General features: G+C 72.0%; 13 protein-coding genes. 5 read left to right on the top strand and 8 right to left on the bottom strand.

What is annotated here, in order from left to right; all coding sequences use genetic code 11:
* Positions 1–70 precede the first annotated feature (70 nt).
* Positions 71–1,069: an ArsR/SmtB family transcription factor gene (locus tag ACQPZK_RS04645; protein WP_433537103.1), complete on the bottom strand. Its 999-nt coding sequence runs from the start codon at positions 1,067–1,069 to the stop codon at positions 71–73.
* Positions 1,070–1,391: 322 nt separating this feature from the next.
* Here ACQPZK_RS04645 and ACQPZK_RS04640 point away from each other — a divergent pair, with 322 nt between their 5' ends.
* Positions 1,392–1,991, top strand: a complete 600-nt coding sequence (locus ACQPZK_RS04640) for an NUDIX hydrolase (RefSeq protein WP_433537102.1) — start codon at positions 1,392–1,394, stop codon at positions 1,989–1,991.
* 43 nt (positions 1,992–2,034) lie between these two features.
* On the opposite strand, the gene ACQPZK_RS04635 is transcribed toward ACQPZK_RS04640, so the two are convergent.
* Together ACQPZK_RS04635 and ACQPZK_RS04630 are read right to left on the bottom strand one after the other, a co-directional pair.
* A complete protein-coding gene (locus ACQPZK_RS04635; protein ID WP_433537101.1) occupies positions 2,035–3,126 on the bottom strand; it encodes a mannose-1-phosphate guanylyltransferase in 1,092 nt (363 codons plus the stop codon).
* 64 nt (positions 3,127–3,190) lie between these two features.
* Positions 3,191–4,336, bottom strand: coding sequence for a glycosyltransferase family 4 protein (locus tag ACQPZK_RS04630; RefSeq protein WP_433537100.1), 1,146 nt, complete (start codon positions 4,334–4,336; stop codon positions 3,191–3,193).
* Between the two features lie 152 nt (positions 4,337–4,488).
* On the opposite strand from ACQPZK_RS04630, the gene ACQPZK_RS04625 reads away from it, so the two are divergent.
* Entirely contained in the window at positions 4,489–5,178 is a 690-nt protein-coding gene (locus tag ACQPZK_RS04625) for a TIGR03089 family protein (RefSeq protein WP_433537099.1), read from the top strand.
* Positions 5,179–5,790: 612 nt separating this feature from the next.
* Here the strand turns inward: ACQPZK_RS04625 and ACQPZK_RS04620 are convergent.
* Positions 5,791–7,797 carry an acetoacetate--CoA ligase gene (locus tag ACQPZK_RS04620; protein WP_433537098.1) on the bottom strand — a complete coding sequence of 669 codons (2,007 nt, stop codon included), beginning with the start codon at positions 7,795–7,797 and terminating at the stop codon, positions 5,791–5,793.
* Between the two features lie 139 nt (positions 7,798–7,936).
* Entirely contained in the window at positions 7,937–8,455 is a 519-nt protein-coding gene (locus ACQPZK_RS04615) for an acyl-CoA thioesterase (protein WP_007455764.1), read from the bottom strand.
* Between the two features lie 23 nt (positions 8,456–8,478).
* Between ACQPZK_RS04615 and ACQPZK_RS04610 the strand changes: the two genes are divergently transcribed.
* Positions 8,479–9,150: a hypothetical protein gene (locus ACQPZK_RS04610; RefSeq protein ID WP_433537097.1), complete on the top strand. Its 672-nt coding sequence runs from the start codon at positions 8,479–8,481 to the stop codon at positions 9,148–9,150.
* Positions 9,151–9,195: 45 nt separating this feature from the next.
* On the opposite strand, the gene ACQPZK_RS04605 is transcribed toward ACQPZK_RS04610, so the two are convergent.
* The gene (locus tag ACQPZK_RS04605) at positions 9,196–10,461 is read right to left on the bottom strand and encodes a multidrug effflux MFS transporter (protein ID WP_433537096.1); all 1,266 of its coding nucleotides are present in this window, start codon (positions 10,459–10,461) and stop codon (positions 9,196–9,198) included.
* Between the two features lie 300 nt (positions 10,462–10,761).
* On the opposite strand from ACQPZK_RS04605, the gene ACQPZK_RS04600 reads away from it, so the two are divergent.
* Positions 10,762–11,991 (top strand): helix-turn-helix domain-containing protein, encoded by a 1,230-nt coding sequence (locus tag ACQPZK_RS04600; RefSeq protein WP_433537095.1) that lies wholly within the window; start codon positions 10,762–10,764, stop codon positions 11,989–11,991.
* 77 nt (positions 11,992–12,068) lie between these two features.
* Here ACQPZK_RS04600 and ACQPZK_RS04595 read toward each other — a convergent pair whose 3' ends face one another.
* Positions 12,069–12,518, bottom strand: a complete 450-nt coding sequence (locus ACQPZK_RS04595; RefSeq protein ID WP_433537094.1) for a hypothetical protein — start codon at positions 12,516–12,518, stop codon at positions 12,069–12,071.
* A gap of 182 nt (positions 12,519–12,700) precedes the next feature.
* On the bottom strand, positions 12,701–13,864 hold the full coding sequence (locus tag ACQPZK_RS04590) for an acyl-CoA dehydrogenase family protein (protein WP_433537093.1): 1,164 nt from the start codon (positions 13,862–13,864) through the stop codon (positions 12,701–12,703).
* 250 nt (positions 13,865–14,114) lie between these two features.
* On the opposite strand from ACQPZK_RS04590, the gene ACQPZK_RS04585 reads away from it, so the two are divergent.
* Entirely contained in the window at positions 14,115–15,542 is a 1,428-nt protein-coding gene (locus ACQPZK_RS04585; RefSeq protein WP_433537092.1) for a UDP-glucose dehydrogenase family protein, read from the top strand.
* Positions 15,543–15,620 lie beyond the last annotated feature (78 nt).

The following is a 15,620-nucleotide window of genomic DNA, read 5'->3' as shown; positions in this document are numbered from 1 at the left end:
CGGCGTGTCATGGCAACAACTTCATGATCGCCGGGCGGGGGCGGGGGCAGGGCGGGGGCGGGGTCGGGGGTTAGGCCTCTAGGACTGCTCGGCCCAGCGGGGTCAGCGTGTGGAGCACGGTATTGCGGTCGCGGTGGCTGACGAGCAGGCCGGCGTTGCGGAGAACGGTGGCGTGCTGGCTCGCCGCCGCCGGGGAGATGTCGAGCCGACGGGCCATCTCGCCCGTCGTACAGCCGTCATGGCTGGCCTGAAGCACCGCGGCCCTGGTCCGGCCGAGCAGCGCGGCCAGCGACTCGCGGCCGGCGGCGGTCGCCGCCGACGCCTCGCCGTCGGTGACGGCGAGGCCGCCGAGCCGGTCCACGGGATAGACCAGGACGGGCGGCAGCGCCGGGTCGAGCAGGGCGACCGGTGTGGGTGCGCAGAAGAACGACGGCACCAGCAGCAGCCCTCGCCCGTCCAGGTGCAACTCCCGGCTGTGCGGGTAGTCGCGCACCTCCAGCACTCCACTCGCCCAGCGCATGGTCGGGCGCAGGCTGGTCAGGAGGCCCTCGACGCCGCCGTCGAGGAGGGCGCGGGCACGGCGGTTACGGTCCGCCGCCACGGCAGCCTGGATCCGGCTCCAGTACGGGCTGATCGCCAGCGCCCGGTACTGCTCCATCGAATCCGCGAGGTGCCGCAACGTCGCCACGTCGCCACGGGCCAGCGCGCCGGCCGAGGCGGGCAACTGGTTCTCGGCGGCCACCAGGGTCAGGTCCCGTTGGAGCACCTCGATCGGCGTGCTGCGCACCGCTTCCAAGCCCGCCTCGAAACCCTCCACACTCGCGTACGGGGTGAGGAAGTCGGGGAAGTAGCCGCGCGGCGGATTGAGGGCGAAGAGCAGTCGTAGCTGTTCGGAGGCGATGTCCCGGCGCAGCCCGCGGGTCACGGTGTGCCGCCAGGCGGACGTCAGCGGGTCGCGGTTGCGGCCCTGCAACGCGTGCAGGCTGAGGACCAACTCCCAGACCGGGTCGGCCGCCGGTGCCACCCGGGTCCGGAGGATGTCCTCGCCGGAAAAATGGATCTTCAGCATGGAGCACTCCCGAGCCGCCGGCAGAGGGATGCCGGGCGGCCATTTCGACTCTACCTGGCCGGCAGTTATCTCCATCTTTAAGCCTGGGCTGAAAAACCTCGACGCCCCCGGGGACGGTTGGGCATGCTTCCAGTGCCCGAGCACGGCACCGACGCGTCCTTGACGCGGTCGAGGCCGGGGCACCGGGACTGGGGAGGACCGGTGATCGGGCGGCACCACGAGGGTCTGCGGCCCTTGCTCCGCAGAGGTGTCGTCCGGTCACCCACCTCCGTGATAGGCCTCGTCGGCCAGGCAGCGCGCCGCCCGATCGTAGAGTGACGGGATGCCCGACACCGCGATGACCGAACCCGCCGTCGATCCCACCGATCCCGCCACGTTCGCGGCACTGCACGCCGACGCCGTCGCGCTGCTCGAGGGCTGGCAGCCGACCAGCCCGGCAGCCGCCGAGGCACGCGAACGCACCCTCGCGCTGCTCGCCGCCGGGCCGATCGCGATGAGCCGCCAACACCGTCCCGGCCACGTCACCGCGAGCGCGCTGGTGTTGGACCCGACCGGCGCACGGGTGCTGCTCTGTCTGCACGCCAAGTTCAGCCGCTGGGTACAGCTCGGCGGGCACTGCGAGCCGGTCGACCGGACGCTTGTCCAGGCCGCGCTGCGCGAAGCCACCGAGGAATCCGGCATCGCCGGCCTGCGCATCGACCCGGTGCCGATCGACATCGACGTACACGAGGTGCAGTGCCAGGGCGGCTCGCGCCACTACGACGTCCGGTTCGCCGTGGTCGCCCCGGCCGACGCGGTCGAGCAGGTCAGCGACGAGGCCGAGGCGCTGGGATGGTTCCCGCCCGACCAGCTGCCCGAGCCGCTGGCCGGCGGAACCGCACAACTCGTCGAGCCGGCCCTCGCGGCCCTACGACGGTGGTGACACAGCGCTGGCGACGCCGCCGCCAGCGCTACGACACCACACGTCAGACGTAGCCCTCTTCGCCGCGCTCCTTGAGCTCGTCGACCAGCAGCTTGACGTCCTGGGCCCGATCGCGCGGACAGACCAGCACCGCGTCCGGAGTGTCCACCACGATCAGGTCACGCACACCGATGACGGCCACCAGCCGCCCCGACTGCGGCACCACGACCAGGTCGCCGGTGTCCCGCAGCAGCACACCCGGCTTGGCGTCCGTGCCCAGTACCACGTTGCCCGCGTCGTCGGCGGGCAGCACGTCGCCGAGAGTGTGGAAGTCGCCGACGTCGTTCCAACCGAAGTCACCCGGCACCGTGGCCACCCGGCCCGCAGTGGCCGCGCCCTCCATCACCGCGTAGTCCACGGAGATCTTCGGCAGCGTCGGCCACACCGTACCGAGGACGTCGTCCTGCTCCGGCGTGCCCCAGGCGGCGGCGATCGCGGTGACCCCGGCGTGCAGCGCCGGCTGCTGACGGGCCAGCTCGGCGAGGAACACGTCCACCCGCCACACGAACATGCTGGCGTTCCAGAGGTGCCGACCCGAGCGGACGTACGCCTCGGCGACCTCGGCCGCCGGCTTCTCCTTGAACTCGGCCACCTGACGCCACGGGGTGCCGTCGTTGGCGTCGCCGGTCTCCAGATAGCCGTAGCCGGTCTCCGGGCGGGTCGGCGTGATCCCGACCGTCATCAGCATGCCCTGCTCGGCGCCCCGGACCGCCTCCTGGACCGTACGCACCCAGCTGTCCGGGTCACGGATCAGGTGATCGGCCGCGAAGCTCCCCATCACCGCCTCCGGATCGCGGACCGCGATCACCGCCGCAGCCAGCGCGATGGCCGCGCAGGAGTCGCGCGGGGACGGCTCGACCAGGATGTTCTCCTCCGGCAGCCCGGTGAGCTGCCGGGCGACGGCCGCCACGTGCGCGGCGCCGGTGACCACAAGGGTCCGATCCGGCGTGGTCAGCGGCGCGAGCCGCTCCACGGTCGCCTGCAACAGCGAGGAACTGGTGCCGGTCAGCGGGTGGAGGAACTTGGGGTGGCCGGCGCGGGACAACGGCCACAACCTTGTGCCGCTGCCACCTGCCGGGATGACCGCATAGAGCATCCGCACATCATGCCCGACGCATCGCCCCGCAGTGGCACGGGTCACCACGAGGGCGCCCGAACGGTCACGAACGGGCGCGACTCCACGCGGCGATGTGCACCTCGGCGCTGGACTCCCAGGTGAACTCCTTGGCCCGGTCGAAGCCGGCCTTCGCCAGCGACAACCGGCGCTGCTCGTCGTCGAGCAGGGCGGCCAGGTCGGTCGCGATCTGGTCCGGGTCCTCCGAGGTGTACGCCACCGCGTCGCCACCCACCTCGGGCAGGGACAGGCGGGGCGTGGTCAGCACCGGGGCGGCGCACGCCATCGCCTCCAGGATCGGCAGGCCGAACCCCTCGCCGTACGACGGGTAGGCCGCGACCAGCGCGCCGCCGAGGAAGCCGGGCAGGTCGGCGTACCGGAGGTAGCCGGGACGCAGCAGCCGCAGGTGCGAGGGAACCTCCGCCACCGCGCGGTCGATGTCGTCGTCGTGCCCCTGGCCGCCGGCGATCACCAGCGCCGGCGGGTCGGTCCGGTCGGCCACCGCACGAGCCCAACCCCGAATCAGATTGGGTACGTTCTTGCGCGGCTCCTTGGCGCCGAGGAAGGCGACGTAGCTGCTGTTGCCCAGCCCCAGCCGGGCGCGTACGCGGGCCTTCTCCTCCTCGCCCGGCGCGTGGAAGGCGGCGTGGTCGACGCCGTGGTAGGCCACGTCGATGCGGGTCGGGTCGGCGTCGAGCAGTCGGATCAGCTCGTCACGGGTGGCCTTGCTGGGCACGATCACCCGGTCGGCGCGTCGCAGGGACGTCTTGATGGCGCTTCGGAAGAACGTCCGGCGCGACTTGTCGTAGTGCTCCGGCTCGGTGAAGAACGTCGCGTCGTGCACGGTGACGGTCACCGGACACCCGGCCCGCAGCGGGCAGGTGTAGAAGGGTGAGTGCAGCACGTGCGCGCCGACCTGCTGGGCGAGCAGCGGCAGGCCGGTCTGCTCCCAGGCGAGGCGGGCCGGGCGGTGCGCCACGGCGGCCGGAGCGGGAATGATCTCCGCGCCGGGCAGCATGCGGCTGTAGCGCTCCTGGTCGGTGCGGAGGCTCACCACGGCCAACTCCACCCCCGACCCGCACACCTTGCCGAGGGCACCGAGCAGACCGTCGACGTATCGACCGACACCACCACGGTCGGCGGGGACACTCGTGGCGTCGATGAGCACGCGGGGCGGGCGACCGGCGGTCACGGGGCGACTCCTTGAGGGTGGGTCTGTGGGGAACAACACTCCGGGGGTAAAGCCTACGCCGGAGTACGGGGCCGACGCTGACTGCGACCCGACCGTACGCCGACTTGTCATCGTCAACGAGTACGGGGCGCGGAGGCGTATCGTTCGCGCCGATGGCCGACAACATTGCCCGGGTCTTCGCCGACGCGATCGCGACCGACCCGACCCAACCGCTGCTGACCTGGTACGACGACTCCACCGGAGACCGCACCGAACTCTCCGGCGTCACCCTGGCGAACTGGGTGTCCAAGACCGCCAATCTCCTCGTCGACGAGGTCGGCCTCGCGCCGGGCACACCGGCCGGCGTCCTACTCCCTCCGCACTGGCAGACCGCCGCGGTGCTGCTGGGCTGCTGGTCGGCCAAGTTGAGCGTCCTGGACACGCCAGGGAACGTGGACGTCCTCTTCGCCGCCGCCGACAGGTTCGACGAGGCGCAGTCCTGGTCGGCCGACGAGCGGTACGCCCTGGGCCTCGCCCCGCTCGCCGCCCCACTGCGACAGGTGCCGCCCGGCTTCGCCGACTACGTGGTCGAGGTACGCGGACACGGCGACCACTTCACCCCGCAGCCCGGCCCGGGCCCCACCGACGCGCACCTGCTGGCCCGAGCCGAGGCCCGCGCCGACGAGTTGGGCATCGAGCATGGTGCTCGCGTCCTCGTCGACGCCGCCCGCTACCCCGACCCGGTCGACTGGCTCCTCGCACCGCTCACGCGCGCCGCCACGGTGGTCCTCTGCGCCAACCAGGACCCCGCCCGCCTGACCACCCGCCAAACCACCGAAAAAGTCACCCACACCCTCCCGTAACCCCCACCCCGACCCGGCCCTGCTCAGCCCAGCCCAGCCCTGCCCGGTCCAGCCCTGCCCGGTCCAGCCCTGCCCGGTCCAGCCCTGCCCGGTCCAGCCCTGCCCGGTCCAGCCCTGCCCGGTCCAGCCCTGCCCGGTCCAGCCCTGCCCGGTCCAGCCCTGCCCGGTCCAGCCCTGCCCAGTCCGGCCTAGCCCGGTCTGGCCCAGCCCTGGCCCTGGCCCTGGCCCTGGCCCCAGCCCCAGCCCCAGCCCCAGCCCCAGCCCCAGCCCCAGCCCCAGCCCCAGCCCCAGCGATCTTGCAGTTTGTGTTGTCGACACGCGTGGGATGCCCCTTATGTCGCCACAGAAAGTGCAAGATCGCGGGACTCCAGGACTGGACGGGGGTCGATCATGGGGTTGCGGTGGGCGGATCCTGGCGGTGTGCGCCTTTTGCGGGTCACCACAACTTCATGATCGACACCGACAGGAGCGAGGGCGCGGGGCGGCGGGCAGGTGCGGCGTGCAGAGTGGCGGCGTGGGGGCGGCGCGGGGGCGGGGGCGGCGCAAGGGCGTGGGAGGGCGGCGCCGTGGGCGTGCGGGAACCGGGGCGGGGGCAGGGCGGAGGCGTGGGACTTAGGCGTGGGGGCGGGACTGGGCGAAGGTTGCGAACGCCGTCAGCGACTCGGGGTTGGCCAGGGCGCCCTTCGCTGCTGCGTCGTCGACCGGGGTGCCGGTGAGGATCTTCTTGACCGGCACCTCCAGCTTCTTAGCCGAGAGGGTCCGGGGAACCGCGCGCACCTGGTGGATCTCGTCGGGGATGTGTCGTGGGGAGAGCGCCGTACGTAGCTCACGGCTGATCGTCGCCCGTAGCGCGTCGTCCAGGGTCAGGCCGTCCGACAGCACGACGAAGAGCAGCAGCTCGCCCGCGCCGCCCTCGTCGTCCTCCAGGTGCACCACGACCGAGTCGACGACCTCGTCGAGCCCTTCGACCACCGAGTAGAACTCGGCGGTGCCGAGGCGTACGCCGCCGCGGTTGAGGGTGGCGTCGGAGCGTCCGGTGATCACGCAGCCGCCGCGGGCGTTGATGGTGATCCAGTCACCGTGCCGCCACACGCCCGGGTAGACCGAGAAGTACGCCTCGGCGTAACGGACGCCGTCGGGGTCGTTCCAGAAGCCCACCGGCATGCTCGGCATCGGCTCGGTGATCACCAGCTCGCCCAGCTCACCGATCACCGGGGTGCCGTCGGCCGAGCGGGCCTCCACCTTCGCGCCCAGGGCACGGCAGGCGATCTCACCGGCGTACACGGGCAGCAGCGGCACCCCGCCGACGAAGCCGGTGCACACGTCGGTGCCGCCGGACAGCGACTGGAGTTGGACCTGGTCGCCGACCGTGTCGTACACCCAGTGGAAGCCCTCGGCGGGCAGCGGCGCGCCGGTGGAACCGACGCCGCGCAGCGCGGACAGGTCGGCGATCTCGCGGGGCACCACACCGGCCTTGCGGCAGGCCAGCAGGAACGGCGCCGAGGTGCCGAAGTAGGTGGTGCCGGTCTCGGCGGCCAGCCGCCACAACCCGCCGAGGTCGGGGTGGCCGGGGTTGCCGTCGAAGAGCACGATGGCCGCGCCCACCGCCGGCCCGGAGACCAGGAAGTTCCACATCATCCAGCCGGTGGTGGTGAACCAGAAGAACCGGTCGGACGGGCCGAGGTCGTGGTGCAGGGCCAGCATCTTCAGGTGTTCCAGCAGGATGCCGCCGTGGCCGTGGACGATCGGCTTGGGCAGCCCGGTGGTGCCGGAGGAGTAGAGCACGTACAGCGGGTGGTCGAACGGCACCGGCGTGAACGTCAACGGCTCGTCGGTGGGTGCGGCCAGCTGGGCCCAGTCGAGGATGCCGTCTGACGCGCCGTCCGTCGGCCGGGAGGCCGGGCCGTCGCCGGCCACGCCCAGCGAGCCGAGGTACGGGATGCTGACCGTGTGCCGCAGCGACGGCAGGGCGGCACGGATGGCCACGACCTCGGCTCGCCGGTCGACGGGCTTGTCGCCGTACCGGTAGCCGTCCACGGCGACGAGCACCGTCGGCTCGATCTGCTGCCATCGGTCGGTGACGCTGCGGGTGCCGAACTCGGGCGCGCAGGACGAGAAGATCGCGCCCAGGCTGGCGGTGGCGAGCAGCAGGACGTACGTCTCGGAGATGTTCGGCGCGTACGCCGCCACCCGGTCCCCGGCGGTGACGCCGAGCCGGCGCAGACCGGCCGACACCCGGCGGACCTGCTCCCGCAGCTCGGCGGCGGTGAGGGTGACCGGCGGTCGGGTCTGGCTGTGCGCGACGACGACGGGGTCGTCGTCATCGCGGCCCGGCATGCGCAGCACGTTCTCGGCGTAGTTGAGGGTGGCGTCGGGGAACCACCGGGCGCCGGGCATGGTTCGCTCGGCCAGGGTGGCGGTCGGCGGGGTGTGCGCGATCACGTCGAAGTGGTCCCAGATCGAGCGCCAGAAACCGTCCAGGTCGGTGACCGACCAGCGCCACAGCGCGTCGTAGTCGGCGAAGTCCAGCCCACGGTGCTCCCGCAGCCAGCGCAGGTAGTCGCCGATCCGGGACCGCTCGAGCACGTCCGCCGGCGGCGTCCACAGCACGTCACCCACTGCTCCACCCTCCCCTGGCCCGCACGACGGTGTGTGGGCCGTGGCGCCATCTTGCCCTACCTCGAAGCGCCATTCTGCGCACCGGGTGGGCCGATCGACGCGTGCCCGGCCCACACTCCACCGCGCCAAACAGTGTGGGTCAGCCGGCCCGGTGCGCCTGGATCGCCCGGCGGCGGGCCAGGCGGTGCTCCCGGCGGATCTCCGCCTCCCGGTACCGGCGTTCGTCCTCCGGCGTCTCCGGCAGCACGGGGCGGACCGTGCGCGGCGCGCCGCCGACGTCCACGCCGACGAAGACCAGGTACGCCGTGGCGACCCGCACGGGCGCGTCCTCGGCCGAGTCCCACCGCTCGGCGACCACCCGCACGCCCACCTCCATCGAGGTCTGCCCCGTCCAGTTGACCTGGGCGTGCGCGTGAACCAGATCGCCGACCCGGACTGCCTCGGAGAAGACGATCTCGTCGATCGCCGCGGTGACCGCCGTCCCGCCGCTGTGCCGGGCGGCAGCGGCGCCCGCCACGTCGTCGACGAACTTCATCAGGACCCCGCCGTGAACGGTTCCGTAGAGGTTGACGTCCACCGCGGTCATGATCTTGCTGAGGGTGACGCGGGAGTACGACGTCGGTTTGCCGGTCGGAGCGGCGGAGAGGTGCTCGGTCATGCCGGAAACGGTACGGTGCGCGGATGCGACATCTCTGGAGCTTCCTCGCCGGGTTGGTGGTGGCACCCATCACGTGGGTGCTTGTCACACTCGGGCAGGACGGGTCGAGCCGGACGGTCGACCGCTGGGTGGAGATCGGCACCTTCAACACCGCCAACCTGATCGAGCCCGCGGTGTACCTCGGCGTCGGCGGTGTCCTGCTCGGGCTGCTCGGCACACTGCGTTTCTCGCCGGCCGGCCCACTGGTGGCCGGGCTGCTGCTGGTCACCCCGTACATCGGGATGTTCGTGGCGCCGTTCGAGGTGCGCGACGCCATCCCGCACGAGTGGAAGGTGTTCGGCGATCCGCTGCCGCTGCGGCTGCCGGTCGAGAACGGCACGCTGTTCCTGATCGGTCTGCTGCTGCTGATGGCGACGTTCAGCAGTCAACGCTGGCGGCGGTGGCCGCAGCCGGTGACCGTGCCGGCCGCCACCCCGGCGCCGACGGACGCACCGCGCGGCGACGACTTCACCCTGACCGACTGGTCGTCGTCCGAATCCGCGGAGCGCGACACCGCACCGCTGACCCTGGGTTACCCGGCCGACCCGACGCCGACCGAGCCGCTGCCCCGCCGGGTGGGCGGCGAATCGCCGTGGTCCGCACCGCCGCGCGGTCAGTCGCGGCCCGAGGAGGACACCACCACCGAAATCCGCTGACCGTCGGGCGGGCCGGTGTCCCGGCCCGCCCGACCAGATCCGGCGTCAGTGCACGGCGACGGCCAGGTCCGCGTCGACCGCGCCGAGGGTGGCGCGGGGCACGACCAGGACCATGACCGCCAGCGCCGCGGCCATGCCGCCCGCGATGACGATCGCCATCGGTACGCTCCCCGTCCCGAACAGGCCGGCGAGAGGCGCCGACAGCGCGCCGACGCCGAACTGGACGGCGCCGAGCAGTGCCGCTGCCGTACCGGCCGCCTCGCTGTGCCGGCTCATGGCCAGCGCCGGCGCGTTCGGCAGGGCCAGACCGGCAGCGGCCAGCACCAGCCACAGCGACGCGAGCAGGGTGCCCAGGCCCCCGATGCCGGTGGCGGCGAACAGCACCAGCAGCAGCCCGGCCGCCGTTCCCCCGACCAGGGCAATGACGAGGATCTGCTGTGGCGTGTAGCGCCGCAGCAGCCGGACGTTGAACTGGGTGGCCCCGATCAGGCCCACCGCGCCGGCGCCGAAGGCCAGACCGAACTGCTGCTCGTCGAGGCCGTACTCCTGCTGGAGGACGAAGGACGACCCGGAGACGTACGCGAACAGCGACGCCATGGCCAGTCCTGCGACCAGCACCAGACCGACGAACGCCCGGTCGTTGACCAGCCCCCGGTAGTCCCGCAGGGTCGCCGCCACCCCGCCGTGCCGGCGGCGCGACACGTCGAGGGTCTCCGGCAGCTTCACCGCCGCGACGACGATCAGCGACGCGCCCAGCACGGCCAACGCCGCGAACACGCCCCGCCACTCGGTCCAGCGCAGCAGTCCGCTGCCCAGCGTCGGCGCGAGCACCGGCGCGAGCCCCATGACCAGCATCAACCGGGAGAAGATCCGCGCGAACGACGCGCCGCTGAACAGGTCGCGGACGACGGCGGTGGCGACCACGGTGGCGGCGGCGACGCCGAGGCCCTGGAGGACGCGCAGTACGCCGAGCACGGCGATGTTGGGGGCGAAGACGCACAGCACGGACGCCACGATGTGCGCGGCGAGACCCGCGAGCAGCGGCAGGCGCCGGCCGACCACGTCGGAGACCGGCCCGATGAGCAACTGGCCCAGCGCGAGACCCAGCAGCGTGCCGGTCAGCGTCAACTGCACGGCCGTCTCGGTGGTCTGCAGGCCGGCGGTGATGGCCGGCAGCGCCGGCAGGTACATGTCGATGGTCAGGGGGCCGATGGCGATCAACGCGCCGAGCACGAGGACGAGTTGCATACGCTGGCGGTTGGTCATCAGGTCGCCGGGCAGCGCGTCCTGCTCGGGGGCGGTCTTGTGCATCCTGATCTCTCTCCGGGTGTTGAAGCGCCGTCATCGAGAGATCGACGAGGCCGGGGCGGGCTACTCTCCCGGGCTACAACGCCGCAGCCGTGGATCAAGATTCCCGCGCGCGGCTCACTCCTCGGCCCACATCCCCGGGAAGCGGGCCGCCGGTCACACGCCACCGCCGCCCACTGGTAGCCGTCGTCCGCCGGTCGAGGATTTCAATATAATCCTCCACTTTGGATGACTTACCAGGAAACATGAGCCCTGCGCTGCGGGCACCCCCGCTCCAGGGCGCTACCGAGACAAGGGAGCGGCATGGCTCGGCACGAGCGGCCCGTGGATCCGACGGCTGGACCGTTGTCGTCCTTCGCCCATGAGCTACGAAAGTTACGTGTCGAAGCCGGCAACCCCACCTACCGGCGATTGGCCGAGGTCGCCGGTTACAGCGCCTCGACCCTCTCCGCCGCTGCCAGCGGAATCCGGCAACCCAGCCTCGACGTGCTGCTCGCGTACGTCGGGGCCTGCGGCGGGGACACCGCCCGATGGAGGCAGCGTTGGCTCGAACTGGACGAGGAACTGCGGCCCGTCACGCCCCTCGCAGAGTCTCCAGCCACTGCCACTGCCGGGGATCCACCCGACCCGGCCACGGGTGAGCCAACCGGCACCAGCGGCGCAACCGGACCGGCCCACGACCGGCCCGCCAGCCCTCCGCGGCACCGGAAACTCCGACGGCGACTGGCGCTGGCGGCGGTGGCGGTCGCCGGTCTCGCCGGTACGGCCGCCGTGGTGCCGATGACCCAGCTGAGGTGGCCGGCCAGCGGGGCGACGGCGGCCGCCGGCACGACGAACACCACGGCCTGCCCGGCGACCACCACGGACGCCGCCTTCACCGCCGTCACGTACGGCAGTGGCGTGCATGTCCGGAGCGAGCCCCGCCGCGACCAGGCCATCCTCTACACCATTCCGCCCGGCTGCGTGGTCGGGCTCACCGGCTACTGCCTGGGTGAGCGGATCACCGACTCCACCTCCCAGACGCCCGACATCCGCTGGTTCACCCTGGCCGACGGTGGGCTGATCGCCTCCGGGGTGGTGCACGGCAACCCGCCCACGGGCCTGGAGCCGTCCCGCTGCCAGGGCGACCGACCCGGGCCGGCCTCGATCGCCCTCGCGATCGCCCCCGATGTGACCGGCCCGGGTGGGTGGCGGCTGAGCGCGACCGGCACGCACGTGGAGATCGTCGGCTTTGCCGCCTTCTACGCGGACGATCCCGCGCTGCCGGCGGAGCGCCGCTGGCACCAGATCGGATTGACCGGTCTGGCCGCCCCGCCGTTCGACCTCGTCTGGAAGCTCGACCGCCTGTCCGTGCGACCCGGATCGACTGCCGAGATCCCGGTGGCCGCGGTCGCCTGTCTCGGCGGTGGCGCGCCGACCGACGTACTCGACGTACGGGTCGCCCGCCCCGACGGCTCCAGCTCCGCCGAGGCCCTGCCGCTCGCCGCCGACCAGAGGCTCGCCGCCCGCCGTACCGCCTGCCTCTACCCCTGAGGGGGGTACGCGGACGGCCACCACCGGTGGCTCGGCGGGACGGATCCCACCGGGCCACCGGTCAGGCGTCACCGAACTCAGCAGCCCTGGCGACCGGAGTGGATCCAGTAGGTGGTGCCGGCCCAGTCCATCTCGCCGTACGCGTCGACGCAGTTGTTCGCCGTGCCGGTCACTCCGCGCGGCCCGGCGTAGTACAGGTAGTCCGCGTTGTCCGTGGTGGAGACCGCGGTGGGGGTGCACGAGCCGGTGCCGGAGGTCTCCGCGCACCGGGCGATCTGCACGGAGGTCCGCGCCGAGGAGCCGTACGCCGCGCCGCGGTGGTACATGCAGGCGCTGTTCGTGCCGCCGTTGGTGCTGTTGTAGTAGATGACCAGCTCGGCAACGGGCTTGCTCGGCGGGTACGCGTAGCTGTAGGTGACCGTGCCCGAGCAGGCCACCGCCGCCTGCGACGGGGCCGCCGTGACGACCAGCACCGTGCCGAAGGTCAGCAGCGCGACCAGCGCTCCGAACACCTTGCGCAGCATCATGACTTCCACTCCTTGAGGGACGGGGTTGGTTGAGAGCCGTCCCGCCGTCCACTTCTACGGAAGAGCGAAGTTGATCGCCGCTGGTGGTGGCGCCGAACAATCAATCCCGCACAACGCCGAACAACCCCGTACTGCGTCGCCGAACCGAGCCAGACGGGTCGCGCTGCGGAAGCAGGCCGCTGTCAGCCCTTCAGGAGCTGCCGCGCCATGACGATCCGCTGCACCTGGTTGGTGCCCTCGTAGATCTGGGTGATCTTGGCGTCCCGCATCATCCGCTCGACCGGGTAGTCGCGGGTGTAGCCGTAGCCGCCCAGCAACTGCACCGCATCCGTGGTGATCTCCATCGCGGCGTCGGAGGCGAAGCACTTGGCCGCCGCGCCGAAGTAGGTCAGGTCGGCGTCGCCCCGCTCGGACTTGCCGGCCGCGGCGTACGTGAGCTGCCGGGCCGCCTCCAGCTTCATGCCCATGTCGGCGAGCATGAACTGGATGCCCTGGAACTCGGCGACCGCCTTGCCGAACTGCTTGCGCTCGGCGACGTACCCCTTGGCGTAGTCGAGCGCGCCCTGCGCGATCCCGACGGCCTGGGCGGCGATGGTGACCCGGGTGTGGTCCAGGGTCTTCATGGCGGTGGCGAAGCCGGTGCCCTCCGCGCCGATCATCCGGTCGGCGGGGATCCGCACGTTGTCCAGGTAGACCTCGCGGGTCGGCGAGCCCTTGATGCCGAGCTTCTTCTCCGGCGCGCCGAAGCTCACCCCGGCATCGGACTTCTCGACCACGAAGGCGGAGATGCCCCGCGAGCGTGCGGCGGGGTCGGTGACGGCGAAGACGGTGTAGAACTCGGAGACGCCGGCGTTGGTGATCCAGCGCTTCACTCCGTTGAGAACCCAGTGATCCCCGTCACGCACCGCGCGGGTGGTCATCGACGCCGCGTCGCTGCCGGCCTCCGGCTCGGAGAGGCAGTACGAGAACATCGCGTCGCCCGCCGCGACCGGCGTCAGGTAGCGGCGCTTGATCTCATCGGAGCCGGCCAGCAGCAGCGGCATCGTGCCGAGCTTGTTCACCGCCGGGATCAGTGACGAGGATGCGCAGGCGCGCGCCACCTCCTCGATCACGATGGCGGTGGCCAGGGCATCCGCGCCCGCGCCGCCGTACTCCTCGGGGATGTGCGGCGCGTGGAAGTCGGCGGCCCGCAGCGCGTCGTAGGACGCCTTGGGAAACTCGCCGGTCTCGTCGGCCTCAGCGGCGTGCGGTGCCACCTTGGCGGTACAGACGTCCCGGACCGCCTCCCGGATCGCCTCGTGCTCCTCCGGCAACCGGTAGACGTCGAACGACTCCCCTGCGGCCATGTCGGCCCCTCCCCTTCACCGCTATCATGCGCAGTCTGTGGCCTCCCCTGACCGCCGACCGCGCAGACTGAAGGATAGCGACTGCAGTTCAGGTGATGTTACCGGCGCGTAGGTACGGGCATGACGGAGCACCCGCGCAGCTGGGCGATGATGGAAGGCAGACAGTGAGCCACCCCTCCGGTGCCCGGCCAGGCGCCGCAGCAGAATGCGACGCGACGACGCGCCGCCAGTGCGAGCGGAGAAGACAGGCGTGACGATCCCCTACCCCACCATCCAGCCGACCCCCGCCATCGCCGCGGTGACCCCGCCTTCGGGCGCGCCTCGGCCGCGGGTGACGTTCCTGGGGACCGGTTACCTCGGTGCGACGTACGCCATCTGCTACGCCGAGCTGGGCTACGAGGTGCTCGGGTTCGACGTCGACGCGGACAAGATCGCGATGCTGAACGCCGGCGAGGTGCCGATCCACGAGCCCGGCCTGGATGAGCTGCTCAAGCGCAACCTGGCCGCCGGTCGGCTGCGGTTCTCGACCGATATCGCGGAAACGGCCGAATTCGGTGACGTGCACTTCATCTGCGTCGGCACCCCGCAGCGGGCCGACGGGATGGGCGCCGACCTGTCGTACGTCGAGGCGTCGGTCACCAGCCTCGCCCAGCACCTGACCCGCAAGGCGCTCATCGTCGGCAAGTCGACCGTGCCGGTGGGCACGGCCGAGTGGGTCGAGCAGCTCGTCGGCAAGCACACCCCCGACGACCTGGGCGTCGAGGTGGCGTGGAGCCCCGAGTTCCTCCAGGAGGGCTTCGCCGTCGACGACGTGCTGCGGCCCAACCGGATCGTGGTCGGCGTCAAGAGCGAGTGGGCCAACGGCATGCTCTACGCGGCGCACAAGGGCGTCTTCGACCTGGCCGCGACCGAGGACCGGGAGGTGCCCCTGGTGGTCACCGACTTCGCCACGGCCGAGCTGGTCAAGGTCGCGGCGAACGCCTTCCTGGCCACCAAGATCTCCTTCATCAACGCGATGGCCGAGGTCTGCGAGGCCAGCGGCGGCGACGTCACGCAGCTCGCCCGGGCCATCGGGTACGACCCCCGCATCGGCAACCGGTTCCTCCAGGCCGGCCTCGGCTTCGGCGGCGCCTGCCTGCCCAAGGACATCCGCGCCTTCCAGGCCCGTGCGCAGGAGCTGGGCGCGGGCGAGGCGCTGCGCTTCCTGCACGAGGTCGACCTGATCAACCTGCGCCGCCGGACCCGCGTGCTCCAGCTCGCGGCCGATCTGCTCGGCCGCCGCTCCGGGCCGGCCGGTCCGGACTTCTCCGGCACCCGGATCGCCGTGCTGGGCGCGACGTTCAAGCCCAACACCGACGACGTCCGCGACGCCCCGGCGCTCGCCGTCGCCGCGCTGTTGCAGAAGGCCGGGGCCGACGTGCACGTGTACGACCCGCAGGGCACCGAGAACGCCCGCCGCGCGGTGCCCGAGCTGACGTACGAGCCCGGCATCAACGAGGCGGTCGCCGGCGCCGACCTGGTCTGCGTCCTCACCGAGTGGGCGGACTTCCGCAACGCCGATCCGGTGGCCCTGGGCGAACTGGTCGGCGGTCGCAAGGTCGTCGACGGGCGCAACTGTCTCGACTCGGCACTGTGGACCCAGGCCGGCTGGGAGTACCGGGGCATGGGTCGCCCCTGACGATCCACCACTCATCGGCCGGCCGCGCAGCGCTCTCCGCGGCCGGCCGATGATGTTGTTTGCCCCGGACCCGCCGAC

The sequence above is a fragment of the Micromonospora sp. CA-249363 genome, assembly GCF_050950185.1.
Taxonomy (GTDB): domain Bacteria; phylum Actinomycetota; class Actinomycetes; order Mycobacteriales; family Micromonosporaceae; genus Micromonospora.
Note: the sequence above shows the minus strand (reverse complement) of the source record. Positions and strands in the feature narration are given on the sequence as shown.